The sequence below is a fragment of the Nitrococcus mobilis Nb-231 genome (assembly GCF_000153205.1).
Classification (GTDB): Bacteria; Pseudomonadota; Gammaproteobacteria; order Nitrococcales; family Nitrococcaceae; genus Nitrococcus; species Nitrococcus mobilis.
Genome location: NZ_CH672427.1, coordinates 1,317,388 through 1,335,591, shown reverse-complemented (window position 1 = coordinate 1,335,591; position 18,204 = coordinate 1,317,388). Strand labels below are relative to the sequence as shown.

16 protein-coding genes and 1 pseudogene are annotated in these 18,204 nt (G+C 58.9%); 7 read left to right on the top strand and 10 right to left on the bottom strand.

Features of this window, described 5'->3' with window-relative positions; genetic code table 11:
* Positions 1–184 precede the first annotated feature (184 nt).
* Both NB231_RS19445 and NB231_RS16690 read left to right on the top strand, forming a co-directional pair.
* Positions 185–334, top strand: coding sequence for a hypothetical protein (locus NB231_RS19445; protein ID WP_232210398.1), 150 nt, complete (start codon positions 185–187; stop codon positions 332–334).
* Between the two features lie 292 nt (positions 335–626).
* Positions 627–1,841 (top strand): proprotein convertase P-domain-containing protein, encoded by a 1,215-nt coding sequence (locus NB231_RS16690; RefSeq protein WP_005000633.1) that lies wholly within the window; start codon positions 627–629, stop codon positions 1,839–1,841.
* Positions 1,842–1,934: 93 nt separating this feature from the next.
* Here NB231_RS16690 and NB231_RS06140 read toward each other — a convergent pair whose 3' ends face one another.
* Positions 1,935–2,549, bottom strand: a complete 615-nt coding sequence (locus NB231_RS06140) for a hypothetical protein (RefSeq protein WP_156776919.1) — start codon at positions 2,547–2,549, stop codon at positions 1,935–1,937.
* 721 nt (positions 2,550–3,270) lie between these two features.
* Here NB231_RS06140 and NB231_RS18345 point away from each other — a divergent pair.
* Together NB231_RS18345 and NB231_RS18340 are read left to right on the top strand one after the other, a co-directional pair.
* Entirely contained in the window at positions 3,271–4,047 is a 777-nt protein-coding gene (locus NB231_RS18345; RefSeq protein ID WP_156776918.1) for a hypothetical protein, read from the top strand.
* A 52-nt stretch (positions 4,048–4,099) separates the two neighbouring features.
* The gene (locus NB231_RS18340; RefSeq protein WP_156776917.1) at positions 4,100–4,966 is read left to right on the top strand and encodes a M12 family metallopeptidase; all 867 of its coding nucleotides are present in this window, start codon (positions 4,100–4,102) and stop codon (positions 4,964–4,966) included.
* A gap of 119 nt (positions 4,967–5,085) precedes the next feature.
* Here NB231_RS18340 and NB231_RS19440 read toward each other — a convergent pair.
* A pseudogene (locus NB231_RS19440) lies at positions 5,086–6,907 on the bottom strand (IS1634 family transposase).
* Positions 6,908–7,075: 168 nt separating this feature from the next.
* On the opposite strand from NB231_RS19440, the gene NB231_RS06125 reads away from it, so the two are divergent.
* On the top strand, positions 7,076–7,351 hold the full coding sequence (locus NB231_RS06125; RefSeq protein WP_005000627.1) for a hypothetical protein: 276 nt from the start codon (positions 7,076–7,078) through the stop codon (positions 7,349–7,351).
* 298 nt (positions 7,352–7,649) lie between these two features.
* Here NB231_RS06125 and NB231_RS06120 read toward each other — a convergent pair whose 3' ends face one another.
* The 7 genes from NB231_RS06120 to NB231_RS06090 all read right to left on the bottom strand — a co-directional run bounded on the left by NB231_RS06120 (position 7,650) and on the right by NB231_RS06090 (position 15,475).
* Positions 7,650–8,663 (bottom strand): sigma-54 interaction domain-containing protein, encoded by a 1,014-nt coding sequence (locus NB231_RS06120; protein ID WP_232210520.1) that lies wholly within the window; start codon positions 8,661–8,663, stop codon positions 7,650–7,652.
* Between the two features lie 1,126 nt (positions 8,664–9,789).
* Positions 9,790–10,215 carry a PGPGW domain-containing protein gene (locus tag NB231_RS06115; protein ID WP_050756057.1) on the bottom strand — a complete coding sequence of 142 codons (426 nt, stop codon included), beginning with the start codon at positions 10,213–10,215 and terminating at the stop codon, positions 9,790–9,792.
* Positions 10,216–10,379: 164 nt separating this feature from the next.
* Entirely contained in the window at positions 10,380–11,630 is a 1,251-nt protein-coding gene (locus tag NB231_RS06110) for an MgtC/SapB family protein (RefSeq protein ID WP_005000624.1), read from the bottom strand.
* 166 nt (positions 11,631–11,796) lie between these two features.
* On the bottom strand, positions 11,797–13,053 hold the full coding sequence (gene moeA, locus NB231_RS06105) for a molybdopterin molybdotransferase MoeA (RefSeq protein WP_005000623.1): 1,257 nt from the start codon (positions 13,051–13,053) through the stop codon (positions 11,797–11,799).
* Entirely contained in the window at positions 13,050–13,682 is a 633-nt protein-coding gene (mobA, locus tag NB231_RS06100; RefSeq protein WP_005000622.1) for a molybdenum cofactor guanylyltransferase MobA, read from the bottom strand. Before mobA ends, moeA begins: the two co-directional genes overlap by 4 nt.
* 174 nt (positions 13,683–13,856) lie before the next feature.
* Positions 13,857–14,615 (bottom strand): selenium cofactor biosynthesis protein YqeC, encoded by a 759-nt coding sequence (yqeC, locus tag NB231_RS06095; RefSeq protein WP_040661950.1) that lies wholly within the window; start codon positions 14,613–14,615, stop codon positions 13,857–13,859.
* 155 nt (positions 14,616–14,770) lie between these two features.
* Positions 14,771–15,475 (bottom strand): hypothetical protein, encoded by a 705-nt coding sequence (locus NB231_RS06090; protein ID WP_005000620.1) that lies wholly within the window; start codon positions 15,473–15,475, stop codon positions 14,771–14,773.
* Between the two features lie 142 nt (positions 15,476–15,617).
* On the opposite strand from NB231_RS06090, the gene NB231_RS06085 reads away from it, so the two are divergent.
* Together NB231_RS06085 and NB231_RS06080 are read left to right on the top strand one after the other, a co-directional pair.
* On the top strand, positions 15,618–16,244 hold the full coding sequence (locus NB231_RS06085) for a CoA pyrophosphatase (protein ID WP_005000619.1): 627 nt from the start codon (positions 15,618–15,620) through the stop codon (positions 16,242–16,244).
* Positions 16,245–16,269: 25 nt separating this feature from the next.
* Positions 16,270–17,127: a class II glutamine amidotransferase gene (locus NB231_RS06080; RefSeq protein ID WP_050756056.1), complete on the top strand. Its 858-nt coding sequence runs from the start codon at positions 16,270–16,272 to the stop codon at positions 17,125–17,127.
* Here the strand turns inward: NB231_RS06080 and NB231_RS06075 are convergent, their stop codons facing one another.
* The gene (locus NB231_RS06075) at positions 17,128–18,126 is read right to left on the bottom strand and encodes a DUF2333 family protein (RefSeq protein WP_005000617.1); all 999 of its coding nucleotides are present in this window, start codon (positions 18,124–18,126) and stop codon (positions 17,128–17,130) included.
* Between the last annotated feature and the right edge of the window lie 78 nt (positions 18,127–18,204).

Below are 18,204 nucleotides of genomic sequence, written 5' to 3'. Positions count from 1 at the left end.
CATAACCGAGAACGCTTCGAGCTACCCACAGAGGATAGCTCCTGACATTGATTAAATCATCCGGGACCCGACAGATAAGCAACCATTACCTTGTGGTGCTGCGGGTGGATTCAAAGCGTGCCCGAGACTGGTCGGAGAGGAGGTCATTCGGCACTGGCGGCAGCTCTTCAGCGGCGGGGTGTTGGTGGAGCGCTTTGTCGAGGGCGAGGCAATCAGCCAAGGCGAGCGGGACAAAGTCGCCGAGCTCGCCGCCCAGTGGCGGGATCGTCTCTCGGATATCAGCTGGTTCATGCGTTGTCTGAACGAGCAGATCAACGGGCTGAACAGCTGCTAGGACAAAACACCGCAAAGCTAGGAAAAAAATGTCCTAGCAACTAAAAGCAGACGTAGCCGAGCCGAGCCCACTGTTGCTCGATAAATAAGCTATTCGGGCAGGACAATTACAGCCGATTCTCGCCGCTATACCCCCTGCATTAATGCACCTCACAAGTTGGCACTCCGATTGCTTTCCACTCGTTAGAGCCCCCTAAGATCGGCGTAGGTGCTCGCCGAGCAACCGGGGTAAGCTCGACGAGATTTGCCTTCGAAGCCACCACTTTCAAGCGCATTTTTCGTGGGAGGGCTTTATGCGGCACGAATTCGTTAACGAGCAGCCGGTGGCGATCCATCCCGGCCCGCCAGGCAAGATCCAATCAGAAATCGCCGTCAGTGATCTTGAGCAAGCGACGGTCGAAAATCTCGAAGTCCATGTCGATATCAACCACACATGGACCGGCGATCTGCGGATTAAGCTCTACAGTCCGGACGGCACCGAGGTCCTCCTCGTCAATCGCAGGGGCGGATTCCGCAACGATTTCCGCAACACGATCTTCCGCGCCAATGCTCAGATCTCGATCACCGATGGTCAGCCGCCATTTCGCGGGACTTTCCGCCCGGAGGGAGATTTTCTGGCATTGAGGGGGAAAGCAGTGCAGGGGAGCTGGACTCTCGAAGTCGAGGATATGGCTGAGCAGGATGGCGGTGCCCTTAACCGCTGGTCTCTAGGCTTAGACACGGACGTGACGGAAACTTCACCGTTCGCTATCGAAGTACGTTTTCTTGGCGGTCTTTCACCGGCTCAGCAGTCGGCCTTTGCCCAGGCTGCACAGCGGTGGGCTCAAATTATCAGGGGTGATCTGCCGAGCGCGGTCGTCGATGGCATCACAATCGACGACGTCCTCATTGAGGCAGAGGGTGTTTCACTCGACGGTCCAGGCGGGATCCTGGGACAAGCCGGTCCGACTCACGTTCGGCCGGGCTCGAACCTACCGGTGAAGGGCATCATGTCGTTCGACACAGCCGATCTCGACCGCATGGAAGTAGACAACAGTTTGATCGACGTCATTCTGCACGAGATGGGCCATGTTCTGGGTTTTGGCACCTTATGGTCACACATGGACCTTATCGTCGGCGCCGGTACGGTGAATCCCGTCTTTGTCGGCGCCAATGCGAGGCGTGAATATGCCGTCCTTACGAGCCGGCCCAGCCCGACGGCAGTCCCGGTGGAGAACACCGGCGGATCTGGCACTCGCGACGGCCACTGGCGTGAAAGCGTGTTCGGTCACGAGTTGCTTACCGGCTTCCTGAGCGGCGTCACCCGGCCTATCAGTCGTATGTCTGTTGGGGCCTTCGAAGATATGGGCTACGAGGTAGACTACGAGGCGGCAGACGAGTTTGTCATCCCGTCTGCATTATTCCTCGCCGAACTCGGGATCATGGGCGACCGAAGCCCGATGAACACTTGTATCATCAGACGCCCTAAACCGGTTGTCTTGCCTCCAACAGCAGTCCTGAACCGCTAAGTAAATGGCGGGGCGGTACAACGTATAGGAACCGGCTCAATGTGGCTGCCCTGCCCTGGCTGATAGCACGACTTTCGAGGGAAGGGGGAGGATTCACCGCGCCGCCGCCGCGGTTTGGTCAGCCAGTTCTAAAAGGCATATTTCGATCGCGCGCAAGCGTTGCAGCTCGTCGATTTGCGGATACCGCCGGGCAGCACCAAAAAGGTTGTACTGGCTGACTTGGTGTGTGCGCACGCCGTCGCGCACGCGAATGACTGTTGTGGCCGCGTCGGCGACCGTCTCCGTTCCCAGTGGATGAACCGGTACGGCGCGCGATCCTGAGTCGGCGCTTGAGTTGGCTAAAGCTTTCAGATCACGTTCGATCGCGGCTGAATCAATCGACCAGATATCCTGCTTCTCGAACACAAACCGGCGCAAAGCGGCGAGATCGGCTTCAGAGAGTTGCTGCTCAGTGGCTGTCCCATTAGCGAATCGTGGTCCGGCCAAGACACGACCGTCGGCAAACACGGTTAAATCAGCCATGGCGGAAGCCGGTTTCTCAAGTCCGCCTTTGCTACTCCACTGAATGATCACGGTATCAGGGTCAGCATTCATACTGCAGTCTCCGAAGGCGTCATTGACAAGCGGTAAAATAATAAGGCTTGCGATGGCAAAACAGTGCGCCAGGCGATTCATTAAAGGAAGCTGCGGCATTGCAGCCTTTTCCACGTCTGCTCCTTCTGCTAAAGGTATCCGAAGCCCGTATTGGCGCGATTAACGGGCTGAACCGCAGCCGCCGCCTGCGCGTAGCGCGAGACACGGTATCGGCTGAGCAGAGCATCCATATGTCATTATCGGATGCGCGGCGGCGTCGCCGCTTGTTTTCTCGGCCAAGGAGAGCCCGCGTGAGGCGGAAGCAACACACGTTTTAGCCCCGGCGACCGCGACGACTAGGGTAGAGTTTTTGACGGAACCCGTACGAATCGGCAAGTCACCGCCCTGTCTGAAGTGTAGTCCACAGTCTGCCGCGCGCGGCGGAATTCTATTAGGACAAAACAACCCCAAGGCTAGGAGACAAATGTCCTACCGACCGAAAACAGGCGTTGCTGCGCGAACTTGCTGTTTTCCGATAAATCGCGCGTTGAGGTAGGACATTTACGGCTAATTCTAGCAGCCACACCCAGCATGAATGCGCTTCTCGCTTTGGCACTCTGATTGCATTCCACTCATTAGAGCTTCCTAAGAGCCGGCGTAGACGATCGCCGAGCAAAGCAGGGCAAGCTTGACGACGCTCGCCTTGGAGGCGGATCTGGGATGATGGCATCCGTGAGCCGAAAGAGGATTGCTATAAGTGGCCGTGCCGGATTTTGGGTGGGCACCTGCAATCCACCCAGTTCCATTGGGGACGGTTGCCGCACGTGTGCATCCAAACGAATAGAGGAGTGAATCAATGGCCATTCAGAAGCGCCTGCGTTTTTTTATCTACTTGTCCGCCGTGATGGTCGCCACCACGGTGCCGGTCCTGGCACATGCAGATGCAATTAAATGTTACATAGGACCAGGTGTTAGCGCCGGAACCAGCAATGATCTTCGTCACTATCGTCAACCTTATAAATTTATACTCCCCCTAAATCCAGAAACCAACAGACGCTATCGTCCTAGCGACATCGTTGGCATGGGCGTCGACGGGTCCAACAACTACAATTTTGTCTGGTTTTCTAATGGTTTCGTGAGCGCTGGTGCCAGCAAAGATCTCGGTAAATTTCGCAAACCCTCTAGATATCAACTTCCCATAAATCCAAGAACCAAGAGACGATATCGTCCTGGCGACATCGTTGGTATGGGCGTCGATGGGACTAACAACTACAATTTTGTCTGGTTTTCTAACGGGTTCGTGAGCGCTGGTACCAGTGATCATCTCGATAGATTTCGTAAGCCGTATAAATACGTTCTTCCCATTAATCCTGAGAATAATAGGAACTATCGCCCCCGGGACATCGTTGGGATGGGTATTGATGGTTCTAATAATTACAATTTCGTCTGGTTCTACAATGGCCGGGTAAGCGCGGGGACCAGTAATGATCTTGGTAGATTCCGTAAACCATATCGTATTAAGCGAGCACCAGCAGAAAATATCCGGGCTATCGATACGGTTGGAATTGGAATCGATGGTGACAACAATTACAATTTTTTTTGGTTCGTAGGTAAAGATTCTACGGTCTGTTAACTAACTCGGTCAGTTATATGGGTCCCCTCTCTGGACACCCGGAGTGTTACCAATGCTTGAAACATCAAAGCCCCTTTCCAAGCAAATTGAAGAACTGGCTAGCAGGCTCGACAGGCTGGAAGCGAAGCTGAGAACCGGGCAACGCAGACAGGGAAGCAAGCAAAACGATCAATCTTTTCGGTTCTGTAGCCTTCCGGAACTTCCTGAACGAACCTTTGGACGAAACGTCTCTCTGCATCGCGCCCGACTAATTCACTACCTCGACAAAAAGTGGGTCAATGGTAGCAAGTTGCGGTATGCCTTTTTCAAAAGCGGTCCCCTTGCAGGAGAAGATGCGCAGAAAGCGCTCGTCCGTCAAGGATTTGATGCTTGGAAGGCTGTTGGAATCGGCATTGCCTTCGAGGAAATCGCGGACATCAGCGAAGCCGAAATCCGGATCGGCTTCCTCTCCGGTGACGGCGCTTGGTCGTATGTCGGGCGAGACGTGATCGACGTCCCTGGCCAGTCGGAACCCACCATGAATTTCGGATGGGATCTTACCCAAGACCCGCGCGGAGTGGATACACCGGTTCATGAGATCGGACATACGCTTAGCTTCCCGCACGAGCACCAGAATCCCTTTGCTGGAATCGTCTGGGACGAGGAGGCAGTGTATGACTACTTCGGCGGTCCGCCGAATAACTGGCCGCGCGAGAGGACATATCACAACGTGTTGAGAAAGCTTCCATCCGGCGCCGTCAAGGGATCGGAATGGGACCCTGACTCCCATCATGCACTACGTGTTTGGACCAGGCTTGATCGAGAAGCCGGAGGAATATCAGGATGGGCTGAGACCCCAGCCAGGATTGTCGGACTCCGACCTCGAAGAGGCGCGGCGCTTGTATCCGTCTCAGGGCGATTCGGGCAATCCAAGGCTTGAGCCGTTCAAGTTAGCCCAAGTTTAACGTCCCCAAAAATAACTTCGCGATACTCAGAGAGTTAAGATCGGCCGCGGCGGCGAGTGGCACTACATTACGTTCATTTTATAAATCAGCGGGCTCACACGATTGTTTTCTGCACGCCGCCCGGGGCGGGATCGGCCCCGAGGGCCTGATAGATTCGCGCCTGATCGGGCTCGGCGCGGGTGGCCTTGCGCACGTGCAGGGTGCGGCCATCGCCGCGGTTGAACGTGGCGGTGACCCGGCACTGGCCGGCGAGGGTATCGCGTAGCGTGCTCCAACGCTCGCAGATGCCGTGGGCGGCGAGGCAGTGGCGGATGAGCTGGACGAACTGATAGGCGAGCACGGTGATGAACAGGTGCCCCTCGGCGCGCTCTTCCTTGTGATGGAAGATCGGGCGCAGGCCGAGCTCCGATTTCAGGCTTCGGAAGACCGCCTCAAGGTCGGTGAGCATGATGTAGGTGCGCCACATTGTCTTCTCGTCCCAGCCGGTCTCGTTGCTGCGCAGGCAATAGACGCCCGGCTCGGTGACCAGAGAGCCTTTCACGGGCAGGCGCTGCCAGTGGATCGCACGGGCGCGCTCGCCGCTGTCACCGGCGATCACTTCAATGTGGTAGTGCTGGCCGAGGCCGCGGCTTTTCTCCTTGAGCCGCCCGATGCGCTCCCAGAGCTTGTCGATGCGCTTGGTGGTGCCCCGCCGGCTGAGTCCGGTCGCAAGCTTGTCGAGCCCAGCCTCGAAGCGGTCCATCAGGCGCCCGGCGATCGCTTGCTCCTTGCGCACGCGGCCCTCGGAGCGACATACAGGCGCACTCCTGGCCATCAGCCGAGGGCACTTTGAGTAGCTCACGGCTGCCGCGGCGTGTCGAGGTGATGGCTCTTAAATCGACGCGCGGCGCGCTCGCGGCTGACCACAATAGCGGTAGCCTGCTCGGCCAGCCAGGCGAGGTTGGCCTCGGTGGCCACCCCGCGGTCCATGACCACAAGCGCGCCGGCGGGCGCCGCGAGGCCGGTGAGCATCCCCTGGAGGGTCTGCGCCTCGGCCGCATTGCCAGCGAAGACCCGCGAGCGGCGCACAAAGCCGCAGCATCGAGCACCAGCGCCAGGGTGAGCAGCGGGCAGTCGCTGCGCCGCTCCTTGGAGTGGCCGTGGCGCGCGGCCGGATTGACCGGTGCCTCGCCCTCGAAGTAAGTGTTGGTCAGATCGTAGAGCGTGATTGTCGGGGCGAGCGCGAACAGATCGCTCACCCGGGCGAACAGATGCCCTTCGAGGGCCGCGCGGTGGCGCAGCAGGATATCGGAGGTACGGTAGAGCTGCATCGGGCTCATCGCCTCGAAGTCCACCTCCAGCAGCTCGCCGAGGCCGCTGCGCCGGGCGAGCCACTGATACGTCGCCCGCTCCGAGCCCGGGGCGGCCATGCGGGCAACGATCAGCCCCAGCGCCGCCGCACGTTGCGGGCCGGTCAGCCCCAGCGCTTGGAGCTGCTCCTCCAAGCCCGCCTGGCGCAGCGCCCACAGGGCGAGCTGCTCGACGCCCACCGAGCGCGGGCGCACCAGTGAGAGCGAGTCCACGTCCACCGACTGCACGTCACCCCCACCGCCGGGTACACCGCCAGCATCGGCCGGTGCCGGCGTACCGCCCTGCTCGGCGAGCAGCCGCGCCGCAATACGCTCGGCCTGGCGCTCGACGGCGAGCGGGAGGCCCTTCCCCTCCTCGTCGAACAGCGCCGCCTGGCCGCTGAGCCGTTGCTCGATGCGCGCACACAACGCCGACCAGTGTGCCTGCGCCACTGGGAAGTGCCGCCCCAGGTTCAACAGGGTGCGCTGGCGGACCTTACCGGCGCGCCGCTCGGAGCGCACCAGACGATACGTGACATACGACTCGCCGGTGGCCGTGCTGCGGGTCTGGGTGCGGCGGATGAACATGCCCGCGAGGCTAGCGTGGGCGGGCGCTCCGCACAAGGGATAACAACAAATATTATGGCACTACATCCAGCGCGCCACCCTCGCCACTATACGAATCAATAACTTCTCTTCGCATACACGCCCAAATCAGCCCGAAATCAGGCAGAGAGCGTTAAAGATGGGTTAGAGGTGCTGTCGCTTGCCCCCGGCGAGCAGAAGAACTTTGCGGTACTGCCCGAGGCCACGCGCGACTACACGATTCGGACGTTCGGTGAAGCCGACTCGGTGATGGTTCTGTTCGAGGATCAAAACGGCAACCTGAAATTCGTCGAGGGCGACGATGACAGTGGCAGCGAATTGAACGCCGAAATGCGCGTTCGACTTTATCAGGGCAGGCGCTATGTCCTCAGGATACGCCTTTATCTCAAATATTCTGCGGGCGATACGGGGGTCATGATGTGGTAGAGCCCACCGCGAGGAGAAAGCTGGATTCCGGTTTCCCTGAGGGGAGTTGTGTGTCCGTCGGCCGATCCGGACAGCCTGGCAGTTCGAGGGGGACACGAGACCGCAGTGTAATAGGAGATAGAGGAAGGATTGGGGAAGCTTACGCGTCCACCGCCAGCATGTTTCGGTCCAGCACCACGAACAGCCCGATTCTCAGAGCCTGTACCGCTACCTGACTGTTTTGTTGTATCGCTTACGGTTGGCAGATCGCCGTGTGTCTCCTCAGTTTTGCGCGGATCGTGATCGAACGGAGGCCGGCTCAGTTGCTGGTATCAGGCGCAGCGACGCGAAAACGGTTTGCGTCGATCTGGTGTTTGCGCATGAGCTGCCAGAAGGCCCGGCGGTTTTTCCCTGCTGCCCGAGCCGCGTGGCTGATGTTGCCGTGATAAGTAAGCAAGAGGCTCTCGATGTAGGAGCGCTCGAACTCTGCCAGTACCCGCGCTTTGGCATGCTGAAAGGATGACGGCTGGGCGGTATTGGCTCCAGGCAATATGATTTCTTGTTCGCTGATTTCGCCCCGCGCTTCAGCCAAGATGGCGGCTCTTTCGATAACATGTTCCAGTTCACGCACGTTACCGGGCCACGAGTAGTTCATCAGGGCGCTTTCTGCCTTCGGTAATAGCAGGGGAACGCAGCGGTGCAGCTTGGTCGCGAACGTGCTTAGGAAACGCCTTGCGAGCAGCGGTATATCAGATAGGCGTTCCCGTAGGGGCGGGAGCGTCAATGGCAGCACGTTGAGACGAAAATAGAAATCCTGGCGCAAACGCCCTTGGCGCACCGCATCCTCGAGGTCGGTATTGCTCGCCGCGATTAGTCGGACATCCGCACTGTGAGTTCTGTTAGAACCGAGCGGCTTATACTCCTTTTCTTGGAGAAAGCGCAGAAGCTTCACCTGGGAAGTTGGCGGCAAGCTGTCGATTTCATCAAGAAAGAGGGTGCCTCCTTCTGCCTCATGGATCAGGCCGAGGTGTGAGCTCGTAGCGCTCGTGAAGGCGGCACGCTCGTGGCCGAAGAGCTCGTTTTCTACAAGCTCAGCGGGAATAGCGCCACAATTGACCGGGACAAAAGGTCCGTTCGCTCTCGCGCTGTGATCATGGATGGCACGAGAGCATATTTCTTTGCCGGTGCCGGTTTCGCCGCTTATCAGTATCGTAGCGTCACATTTCGCGAATAGCGGGAGTTTTTCAACGACCTCTTGGAAGCGAGCACTTACGCCAATCAGGTTGTCGAATCCGGCGCTAAATTTCAGACGCTGGGGGGGGGTGTACGGCATATGCCTATGCCCTAACAGGCGCCAAAGGCGTGGGAGTATGTCCACTGCTGTAAAAGGCGAAGTGACAAAATCGTGGATGTTGAGCTTTAGCAGCTCGAGGACATCCTCGGGTGATCCACCTTCTGTGGCAAGCACAAGTGCGGCATTTGGCGCCGAGTCTCGGATTTCCGCGATCAGTGTTTGCGCCTCCCGGGTGGCGCCAGGTGCACAGATCAAAAACACCGCAGCCGCGGGTGCACACCGCGCCTGCGTTGAGGTTATCTTAGGGGATAGTGCCGTCCCGTCGCCCCAGCTGGCTACGGCCCGTTCCCTCATTAGCGGTGCTATGCGAATCGAAGAGGGGAACACACCAATGAGTTGATCTGCAAGACAGCTGCTTGGAATCGCATTAATAATCCCGACAGTATAGTCTCCCCAATTCATGCTTGCCTCCTTCCAGTGGATGCTTACCTTTGAGACGGATTCGGCCGTGCATGAGACCAATCCCCACTGTAAGCTTCCCCTCAGGCAAGTGCCCTAACCTTCTCCCTGAGCGTGCAGCAATAGCCATTCCGTGCGGGTTCGCTGTTAGCTCGCATTCAGGCGTGTGATATGCGAACTAACATTATTGTTGCTCCGGTCCGAATAACAGCAAGCAAAGGGTGTGGGCGTAATTTTCCTGCCATGATGGGATTGGAGTTTGCTAGTTATAGAATTTTCTTGTTAAACCGTTCGTTTGATTGTCGTAGTGAGCCTTAGTTATTGTTTAATTTAATGATTCTTTAGTAACGTATGGCGTGGGCCTCTCTGTTTGTGTCGAAGAATAAGATTTAGCCTTAATGCGAGCAAGGTTGTAGCCCTTATGCTCTTGGTGGGTATCGTTAATTAGCCCTCCTGCGGCGGGCCGCTGGCGATTTGGCCACGTCTGAATAGTGTCCTTACCTCTAACGCTAGGTGAAAAATGGAGAATTTCCAGTACAACTGAGAATCTGGAAACGTGAAGCCGTCAGGGAATGTATTCAGCGCATGCCAGAGGGGTGCGAAGAATTACCGTTAGACGAGTGAGGAGGGGCCCCGCTGTTTCCTCCCAAGCCGTGGCTGCTCCGGTCGCCGGCTTCGATGGCGCCGGGTGTGATGCCGAGCCCGTTCAAGGCGGCGGTGCTTCCAGTGGGGGGCGGCCGTGACGCTGGCGAATCCAGTTGACGGTGCGCAAAACACCCGGCAGACCAATCAGCCGCCGCTCTAGGTAATATTTGCCGGGGAAATCGGCTATGCCCAGGCCGATCAGTATGGTCAGTATGCCTTGTCCGGGTGCTACCAGCATGATCAGGCCCAGAATCACCAAAATCCCGCCGAGCAGGTTCTTCGCCATGAGCCAGAGCCAAATGATCGGCGAGTTGTTGCTCCGGCGGTGCAGTCGGCGGCGGGAACGGTGGGTAAAGTAATCGGTGGGCACAACGGTGACGACCCAGGGCACGGCGATCACGCTGATCAACAATGTGATCACGGAAAGGGTGATTAGCCAGGGTATGACCGGGTCGAGCAGACTCATCAGATAATCGATTGTCGGCACGGATTGCACACTCGAAATGGTGATAGAAAAGGGACGGATGGCGGCTCAGATCGAATGCAATTTATCGCATAGGTAACAGGATAAATAGTCGGTTGCCGAGCGGACCGGCGGTGTAAGGCATCGCTATTACAGCCATGTAACCAGGCCCTGCGTCGATGCTGTCACTACGGAATCGACCAAACCCATAGTGCCGTGACACTCAGCAAGGCAATGGCATAGAGGGCGATGCGCCGGGCGAGCGAGCCGCCACAGAGAAAGGCGACCAATATGGCCTTCATGACACTGTTAGAGGCGGCGGCCAGCAGAACCGCCTTAGCGGCGATTCCCATGCGCAAGGAGCCTTCCGCCATGTAGATCAGTGACAATGTGATGGCATCGACACCGGAGAGACCAGCGACGATTGCCAGGCCGTAGATCCCCGTCTCGCCGAACAGTTGCTGTGCAGCCTCGCTTAACAGTGCGATCAGGGCTAGGATGAGGCCAAATTGCAGCGCCACCCGGAGTTTAAAGGGCTTGCCGGGCTGCAATGTCGGCGGTACCAACTTGCCGCGTTCGCTCAGCCAGGCCAACATGGCGATGGCGTAGCTCAGCAGCGCCAGACTGAGCAGGGGTGGCAGCAGGTGCAGCCCCAGGGTGGGGCTGAGCGCATTGACGTAGGCCGTCACGCGTAGGAAGACAGTGCCGGTCGCGAGCATGATGCCGATTGCCAGCAGCGGATGAGCGGCGGGGCGGCCGCGGCCGAAGCGGGCAAAGTTGAGTGTCAATGCGGTGGAAGAGGCCAGCCCGCCGAGCATGCCGGTTAGCAGTACCCCCCGCCCCGGTCCGGCGATCCGGATGGCAAAGTGGCCGATGAAAGAGATCCCCGCGATTAAGACGACGAACCACCAGATTCGAAACGGATTGACCGCGTCTAACGGTCCGAGGCTGCGGTTGGGGAGCAAGGGTAGCACTACGATAGAAAGCATCATTAGTTGTAGCGCGGCGATCAGTTCGTTGCGGTCGAGTCGGTGCAGCCAGCTGTGCATCTCCTCTTTGAGGCCGAGCACGATGGCAACTACCACGGCCGCCGCCGCCGCCGCCTCCGGGTAGCCTGAGGCGGCGGCGGCTCCCAGAGCATAGGTGGCCAGAAAGGCTCCCTGACTGGTGATTCCGTATTGGCGGCTGCTCTGGGCGGTGACGAAATAGGCGGTACTGCTGATCACCGCAACGCCAAGGATGCCGAAGGCCAGGATTATGGCGCCATAACGCACGGCCAGTAGCGCCGTGACACCCCCCAGAAGACCGATTAGCATGAACGTTCGAATGCCCGCAACGCGTTGTCCCTCTTCCTCGTCGCGTTGCTCCCAGCCCCGTTCGAGCCCGATCAGAAGCCCTACTGCGAGCGAAATCGCAAGTGCTGCAAATGTATGAACCAACTGTAATGATCTCCGACAAGCGGCGCTTCCAACACCCCTCTCCGGGATGAACGCCGGCGACGGCACGGCTGCCCTGTTACCGAGTCGGGCTCAGGGTATAAGTCTGCAGTGGGCGGGCCGGGGCTGTGCTGACCCAGCCGAGGCACCGGGACTGGGAGTTGGGACATCAAACCAAGCCGGCGAAAGGCTCCACGGTGACCCATTCACCCTCGGCGACGCCTTCGCACTCCTCGGGCAACACGATGAAGCAGTTGGCCTCGCTCATGGAGCGCAGAATACCTGAGCCTTGGGCGCCTGTGCTGCGCACCTCCAACGTGCCGTCAGTTGCGGTGGAAAGGACACCCCGCTGGTATTCCCGGCGGCGTCCTTTCTTGCGCAGCGCAGCGGCGCAGCGGGCGGTCACGGGTAGGGTAGCGTAGGGCGCTTCGCCTTCCAGATAGAGCAATGCCGGTTGTACCACTTGGTAGAAAGTGACCATGGCCGAGACCGGGTTGCCCGGTAGGCCGAAGAATGCGGCATCGTCCAGACGGCCGAAGGCGAGCGGTCGGCCCGGTTTGATGTTGATCGTCCAGAATTCGACGGTGCCGCGCGCCGCAAGCAACTCGGTGACATAATCGGCTTCGCCGACGGAAACACCGCCTGAGGTGATTACGACATCGGCATTAGCGCTTGCGGCATCCAACGCGTGTGCCAGTGCGGCGCGGTTATCCCGTACGACGCCCAAGTCCAGCACCTCGGCGCCGAGGCGTTGCAGCATGCCATGCAGTGTGTAGCGGTTGCTGTCATAGATTTCGCCCGGCCGCAGCGGCTCACCCACGCTGCGCAGCTCATCGCCGGTGGAGAAGAAGGCCACCCGCAGGCGGCGGTGCACTGCGACTTCAGCCTGTCCAATCTCGGCGAGCAATCCGAGATCGGCCGGCGTTAGACGCCGACCTCGGTGCAGGATGATCGCGCCTTTGGCGAGATCTTCACCGGCCGGTCGGACGTTCTCGCCCAGCCGGTGCTCGCCCTCGACCCATACGCGGTCTGCCTCGCGGCGCACCCGCTCCTGCATCACGACGGTGTCGGCGCCTGCCGGTAGCATTCCACCGGTCATGATGCGTACGCACTCGCCGGCGCCGACCTCGCCGTCGAAGGGATGACCGGCAAATGCCGTCCCGATCACCGCCAGAGGAGCCTCGAGATCACTCGCGCGCAGCGCGTAGCCGTCCATTGCCGAGTTCGCGTGACCGGGCACATCGATTGGAGAGTGGATGTCTGCGGCGAGCACTCGGTCCAGCGCGTCCCTGATCGGTAGCTGCACCACCACCGCCGGTGGTTGCAGCGCCGCCTGAACTTGGCGTCGCGCCTCGTCCACCGACATGGACGGACCGTCATGGCCGCATCCCTTCTGCGCTTTGATCTCGCCACCAGTCGTGCTCATGCCTTCCTCCGGGTTCCGCAGTGATCACCCGCCAATTGCAAGGCCAGGGCGTCACGCTCCTCGATGGTATTCAAATTGATGAAACGTTCATTTTTGTCCGAGAAATCGGCGATGGCCAGCCGCCGGTGCTGTAGCCAGGTGATGAGCTTGCGCTCGCCCGCGGCCAGGTAGTCTTGCGCGCTCTCCCGTAACCAGGTTGGCAGCAGGGCATATACGGGGTGCAGTCGTTCGCTAGCGCGCACCGTGGCCGCCTCGGCCTCGCTGCTCTGCAAGGCTTGATATAGGCGCGCTCCAAGGTCTGCGGCTAACAACGGGCCGTCGCATGGGACTGTGAGCACCCAAGGGGTTTCGGCTTGTTCAAGTGCAGCGACGATCCCGGCAAGTGGTCCGGGATAGCCTTGCTGAACGTCGGCTATAACGCGACAGCCCAACTCGGCGTAGGACTCGAGATTGCGATTGGCGTTGATCAGTACCGTTGCAACCTGCGGTCGCAGGGCGGCCAGTACATGAGCCACTAAAGGGCGCCCGTTCAGCGATATTAAACCTTTATCCACACCACCCATGCGGGTGGCGCGGCCGCCGGCCAGGATTACGCCAGTAATACGATCGAGCGGGTAATCTCCGCTCATGGTCTCGCCTCCCCTCTAAAGTGATCTTAGTCGGGGCCAAGTACGGGTTGGCTCGTTCGCTACGGTGCGTTGGCTTAAAAGGGCCACGCCGTATACAGCCAGTGCTGTATGGTTTTGCCGGGGCGCCGACCCAGCTTAGTCGTAGAATCAGACTAGCACAGGTGCGCGGTCAGCTCAGGCACGCCGGATGACATCTACTATGGGGTTGGTCTTGTGCATCGAGGTGAGCACAATGCGGTTTAGAAACTCACCTTCGACCAAGGCCTGCTCGGCCACCGCGCGGGCCTGACGGCGCCGCTCTGGGGTGTCGACCTGATTGATGACAGGGATTAACTGGGCGTGTTCCACATTCTGCCGCGCTCCGGCTGCGGAAGTCAGTAGTCGGGCCACATGCCGTGGCTCGATGGGCTCACCACGGTGCGCGCCGGTAACGAACTCCAAGCGGTCGACACGATGTGCAACCGCCTCATCCAGAGGTTGGCCGATAACACCGGCGGAAACGAGGAATAGTACCACCCCGGTACCGCACGGAATGTTGGGTTCCTGCGCTGTCGGCGCTTTGATTTGCCGCATCCTTGCACCGTCGGCTTTGACGAGGGTTAGGTCAAATCCGGCGCTCTCGTGCAGCGGTTGCACGGCATCCACCGATAATCCGCCAAGGCGCCCTGTTTTTTCGGATGGGCAGGCGAAGAGTACCTGACGATTTTCCCGAGCACTTGCAATGACCGCCGTCGGGAGCTCTGCTTGGGGCGCGATAACGCGTGCGGCCTGCAGCGCGCCTGGGAAGGGCGCCATGAACACTGTAGTAGTTATTCCGACTTTGCCAGGATGTACAGCAGCAAGGCGATACAGCGTGGTCTTCTTGCCGCCGGCACCAACTGCGCAGACGATTCCACGATGGGCGTTCAGTAGATCCAAGATGGATTCGGCCACGGCTGCTCCCTCGTCGCAACGCAGATCTTGCACAGTATGCCGAATTGATTACTCGCAATCAGCATTTTCGATTCGACGTGCGTCAACTCTGCACCTGCCGTCATCCGTTGCGCTCAGTAGACTCGGGTCAGAGGCATCGCGTGTCGACGGCACGATTAAAATTGGTAGCGGAAACCAGCAGAGAACATGGGTGTATAGTAGAAATTTTGGAAGGTGGGTCCGAACTTGGCATCAGCGTTCGCATTGTCCATGTAGTCCGAGCTTGGCGAATTTGCGTTACCTGGCGGTACGCTCTGGAAGACCAATCCGAGGTCCAGTTGCAGCCGAAAACTCCCATCGGGCCCAAACTGATCTCGCCACCCGAGCCCAAGGTAGGGTTTGACTTTGTCCAAATAATCGCGGTCTTGGTGCAGAGCGCCATTGCGGGTCGAGCGATAGCGGCCCATGGCGGTGACGCCACTGGTCTGCCCTGAGTTTGACCAGCCCAAGTCGTCATAGAGTGCGCCGCCGGTTAGGTGCAGGCCGCCTGGGAGCACTTGCCAGTCGACGAGTGCGGAAGCTGAGAAAACGGGCGTCGCCTCGTTGGCCAATGCGCTTTGGAGTTGGTCGGTCGCTGAAGAGGTATCAAAACGGCTGAATCCAAAACGGAAATTAAGTTGGCTAGAGAGTGGGGCGGTCAATTCGAACTGAGGATGCAGGGGTGAGCGCCAACCCATCCGCGCCGTATCGCCTGCCTGGACGCTTGGTATGGCGAGCAAGCCCAGGAGGGAGATTCCCATTGTCAAAAACGCGAGCGAATAGGTGTGCATTTTGCGGGCCACGTCCTTGTTCGCTGATTGTTGATATCGTAAGCGGATCATGCCGTTATTTCTTTAGTTGAATAGTTAGGCCAATGGGCGGGAAGATGCAAGTCAGCGGATGGGAAAGCATTCGGGAATCCGCCTGCAAAGCTAGTCAACCCGCTGATCTGTATAATGTGCTTGTATTCTATATCAATAGCTTATGGATGCACCACGGGACACCCTATACGATCGTCACTGGGTTCAAGCGCGCTTTGCCCGCGCGCCTGCCAAGGAAGCTCATCTCGACGCGGAGCCGGATCAGCAAGATCTTACCGCGGCGGCGGTGCTGGTTCCATTGGTCGAGCGTCGCCGAGGAATTCAGGTGATTCTGACGCGGCGCGCGGCTCATCTGCGCGAGCATGCCGGGCAGATCAGCTTTCCCGGCGGGCGCATCGAACGCACTGACGCCTCGACGGCCGCCGCGGCATTGCGCGAGGCTGAGGAGGAGATCCGACTGCCGCCGAAGTCGGTGGCATTGACGGGCGAGCTGCCCCGCTATCGGACCGGGACGGGGTTTATGGTCTATCCGGTGGTGGGGTTTGCCGAACCGAGCGCAGAGTTGGTGCCGGACCCGGCTGAAGTCGCCGAAATCTTCGAGGTCCCATTGGCATTCGTGCTTGATCCGAACAATTATCAACCCCTGGAGTTGATATCCCGAGGGCGCAGGATTGCTTATTGGGCCATACCGTATCAGGCGTACTATATATGGGGTGCCACTGCCGCGATTCTGCGAAATCTTTGCCACCTGTTGGACATGCAGTGTGACTCCATGCGAGCGCCTGTGTGAACGCCTTGACGAGAGATCGGCCGCAATGTGCGAGCTTTTGGGGATGAGCGCCAATGTCCCGACTGATATTTGCTTCAGCTTTACGGGCTTGATGCGTCGCGGCGGCCACACTGGGCCTCATCGCGATGGCTGGGGTGTAGCATTCTATGAGGGGCGTGGCTGTCGCCTATTCCAGGATCCCAGGCCCAGTGTCGACTCGGAGATCGCTCGCTTGCTGCTGCGTTACTCGATCAAGAGCTGCAACGTGATCTGCCATATCCGCCGGGCCACTCATGGCCGGGTTGCGCTCGAGAACACGCATCCCTTCCAACGCGAGCTCTGGGGGCGGCCTTGGGTATTCGCCCATAACGGCAAGCTGCGGAGGGTAAAACGCTGGCCCTTGAGCGAGTATTATCGCCCGGTGGGAACCACCGACAGTGAGCACGCTTTCTGCTGGCTCTTGGGCCGGCTGCGAGAGCGATTTTCCGGTCCGCCGCGACGTCGTGAGACGCTCTGGCGCTACCTGGCGGAATTAGCGCGTGAGCTCCACGTCCTGGGCAGCTTCAATATGCTCATGAGCGACGGTCGCGTGCTCTATGCTTTTTGCAGCACTCATCTGGCTTGGCTTACCCGCTGCACGCCGTTCGGCGAGGCAAGGTTGTTGGATGCCGAACTCACGGTGGATTTCGCGAAAGTCACCACCCCCGACGATGTGGTGACCGTCATTGCCACCCGCCCTTTAACTAGCAACGAAACATGGACCACTATGCCGCCAGGCTCGCTGGTGGTCTTCGACGGTGGTTTTCCTTTCGAAGTGCGCGGCAACGGGCGGATCCTACCGTTGCCGCTGCGCCATCCCAGTCTGCTAAGCGATCGACCGTACCCAGGGCTTCGACCGTCGTAATCAGCCTTCCGCAAGCAGCTTCTGCAGTTCGAGTAGTGCGGCATTGGCCCGGGCCAAATAGGAGGCTAGGATCAAGGAGTAATTCGCCGTAAACCCAAACCCGCTGCCATTCAATACTACCGGGCTCCATACGGTGCGCTGGGAATATTCCAGCTCGCGCACGATCTGGCGCAGGTATACCTGGGCATTCTTATCTTGGAGGATGTCCCGGAAGTCGATTCGAGCCGCCCGCAGGAACTCTATGATCGCCCACGCCGAGCCGCGCGCCTCATAGAACACGTCGTCTACGTGCAACCAAGGTGTCTTGCTATAAATCTGCTGCTGGGATCCCTCGTCTGCGTGGCGCGAGCTTGGCGCACCCGCCGTTCCTTCATCGAAGGTGTGTTCTCCGACACTGGCACTGAGGCGTTGCGATAGGCTTCCAAGCCGCCTGCTTACGAGGGCCAACCACTCCTTCAGGTTATCAGCACGAGCGAAGAACTGCGCATCCCCGTTCGCCAGCCGGTCCAGATATCGGTCTACGGCTTTTACGCCTTTTTTATACTCGCCTTCGGTGTCGGGGAAAATCCACTTGTCGTTGGGGAAACTGAACTGCGGTTCGGCAATGGCGAGGTCTTTATCCTCAGCCGATTGGGAGCGCGAACGGCTCATATCGTTGCGCAAGGAGCGAGCGAGATCTCGCACCTGCATCACAACACCGAATTCCCAATTGGCCATGTCATCCATCAAGATGGACGGTGGGGTGATGTCGTTACTGAGATACCCCCCGGGCTTGTTCAGCAGCACTTCGACGGCCTGCGCCAGCGTCGCGGTCATAACAGACCCCGGCACCTTGGTGGGATCGACTCCGTCTGGCACACGTTGCTGTGCTGCCTTCACTACATTGAACAAATCCGGTGAGCGGTTCCAATAGACTGAGAGTCCGAAGCCGATGAGCAGCAGGATGAGTACGATAATTGCGGCCGCCTTCCAGCGGCCACTAAAGAGTATGTTGGCCATTCAGTTTCGTTCCAATTTTAGCTGTCCGGGAAGCCGCAATCACAATGCACCATCCCGCTCCAGGAAGCGAGCGGGTCC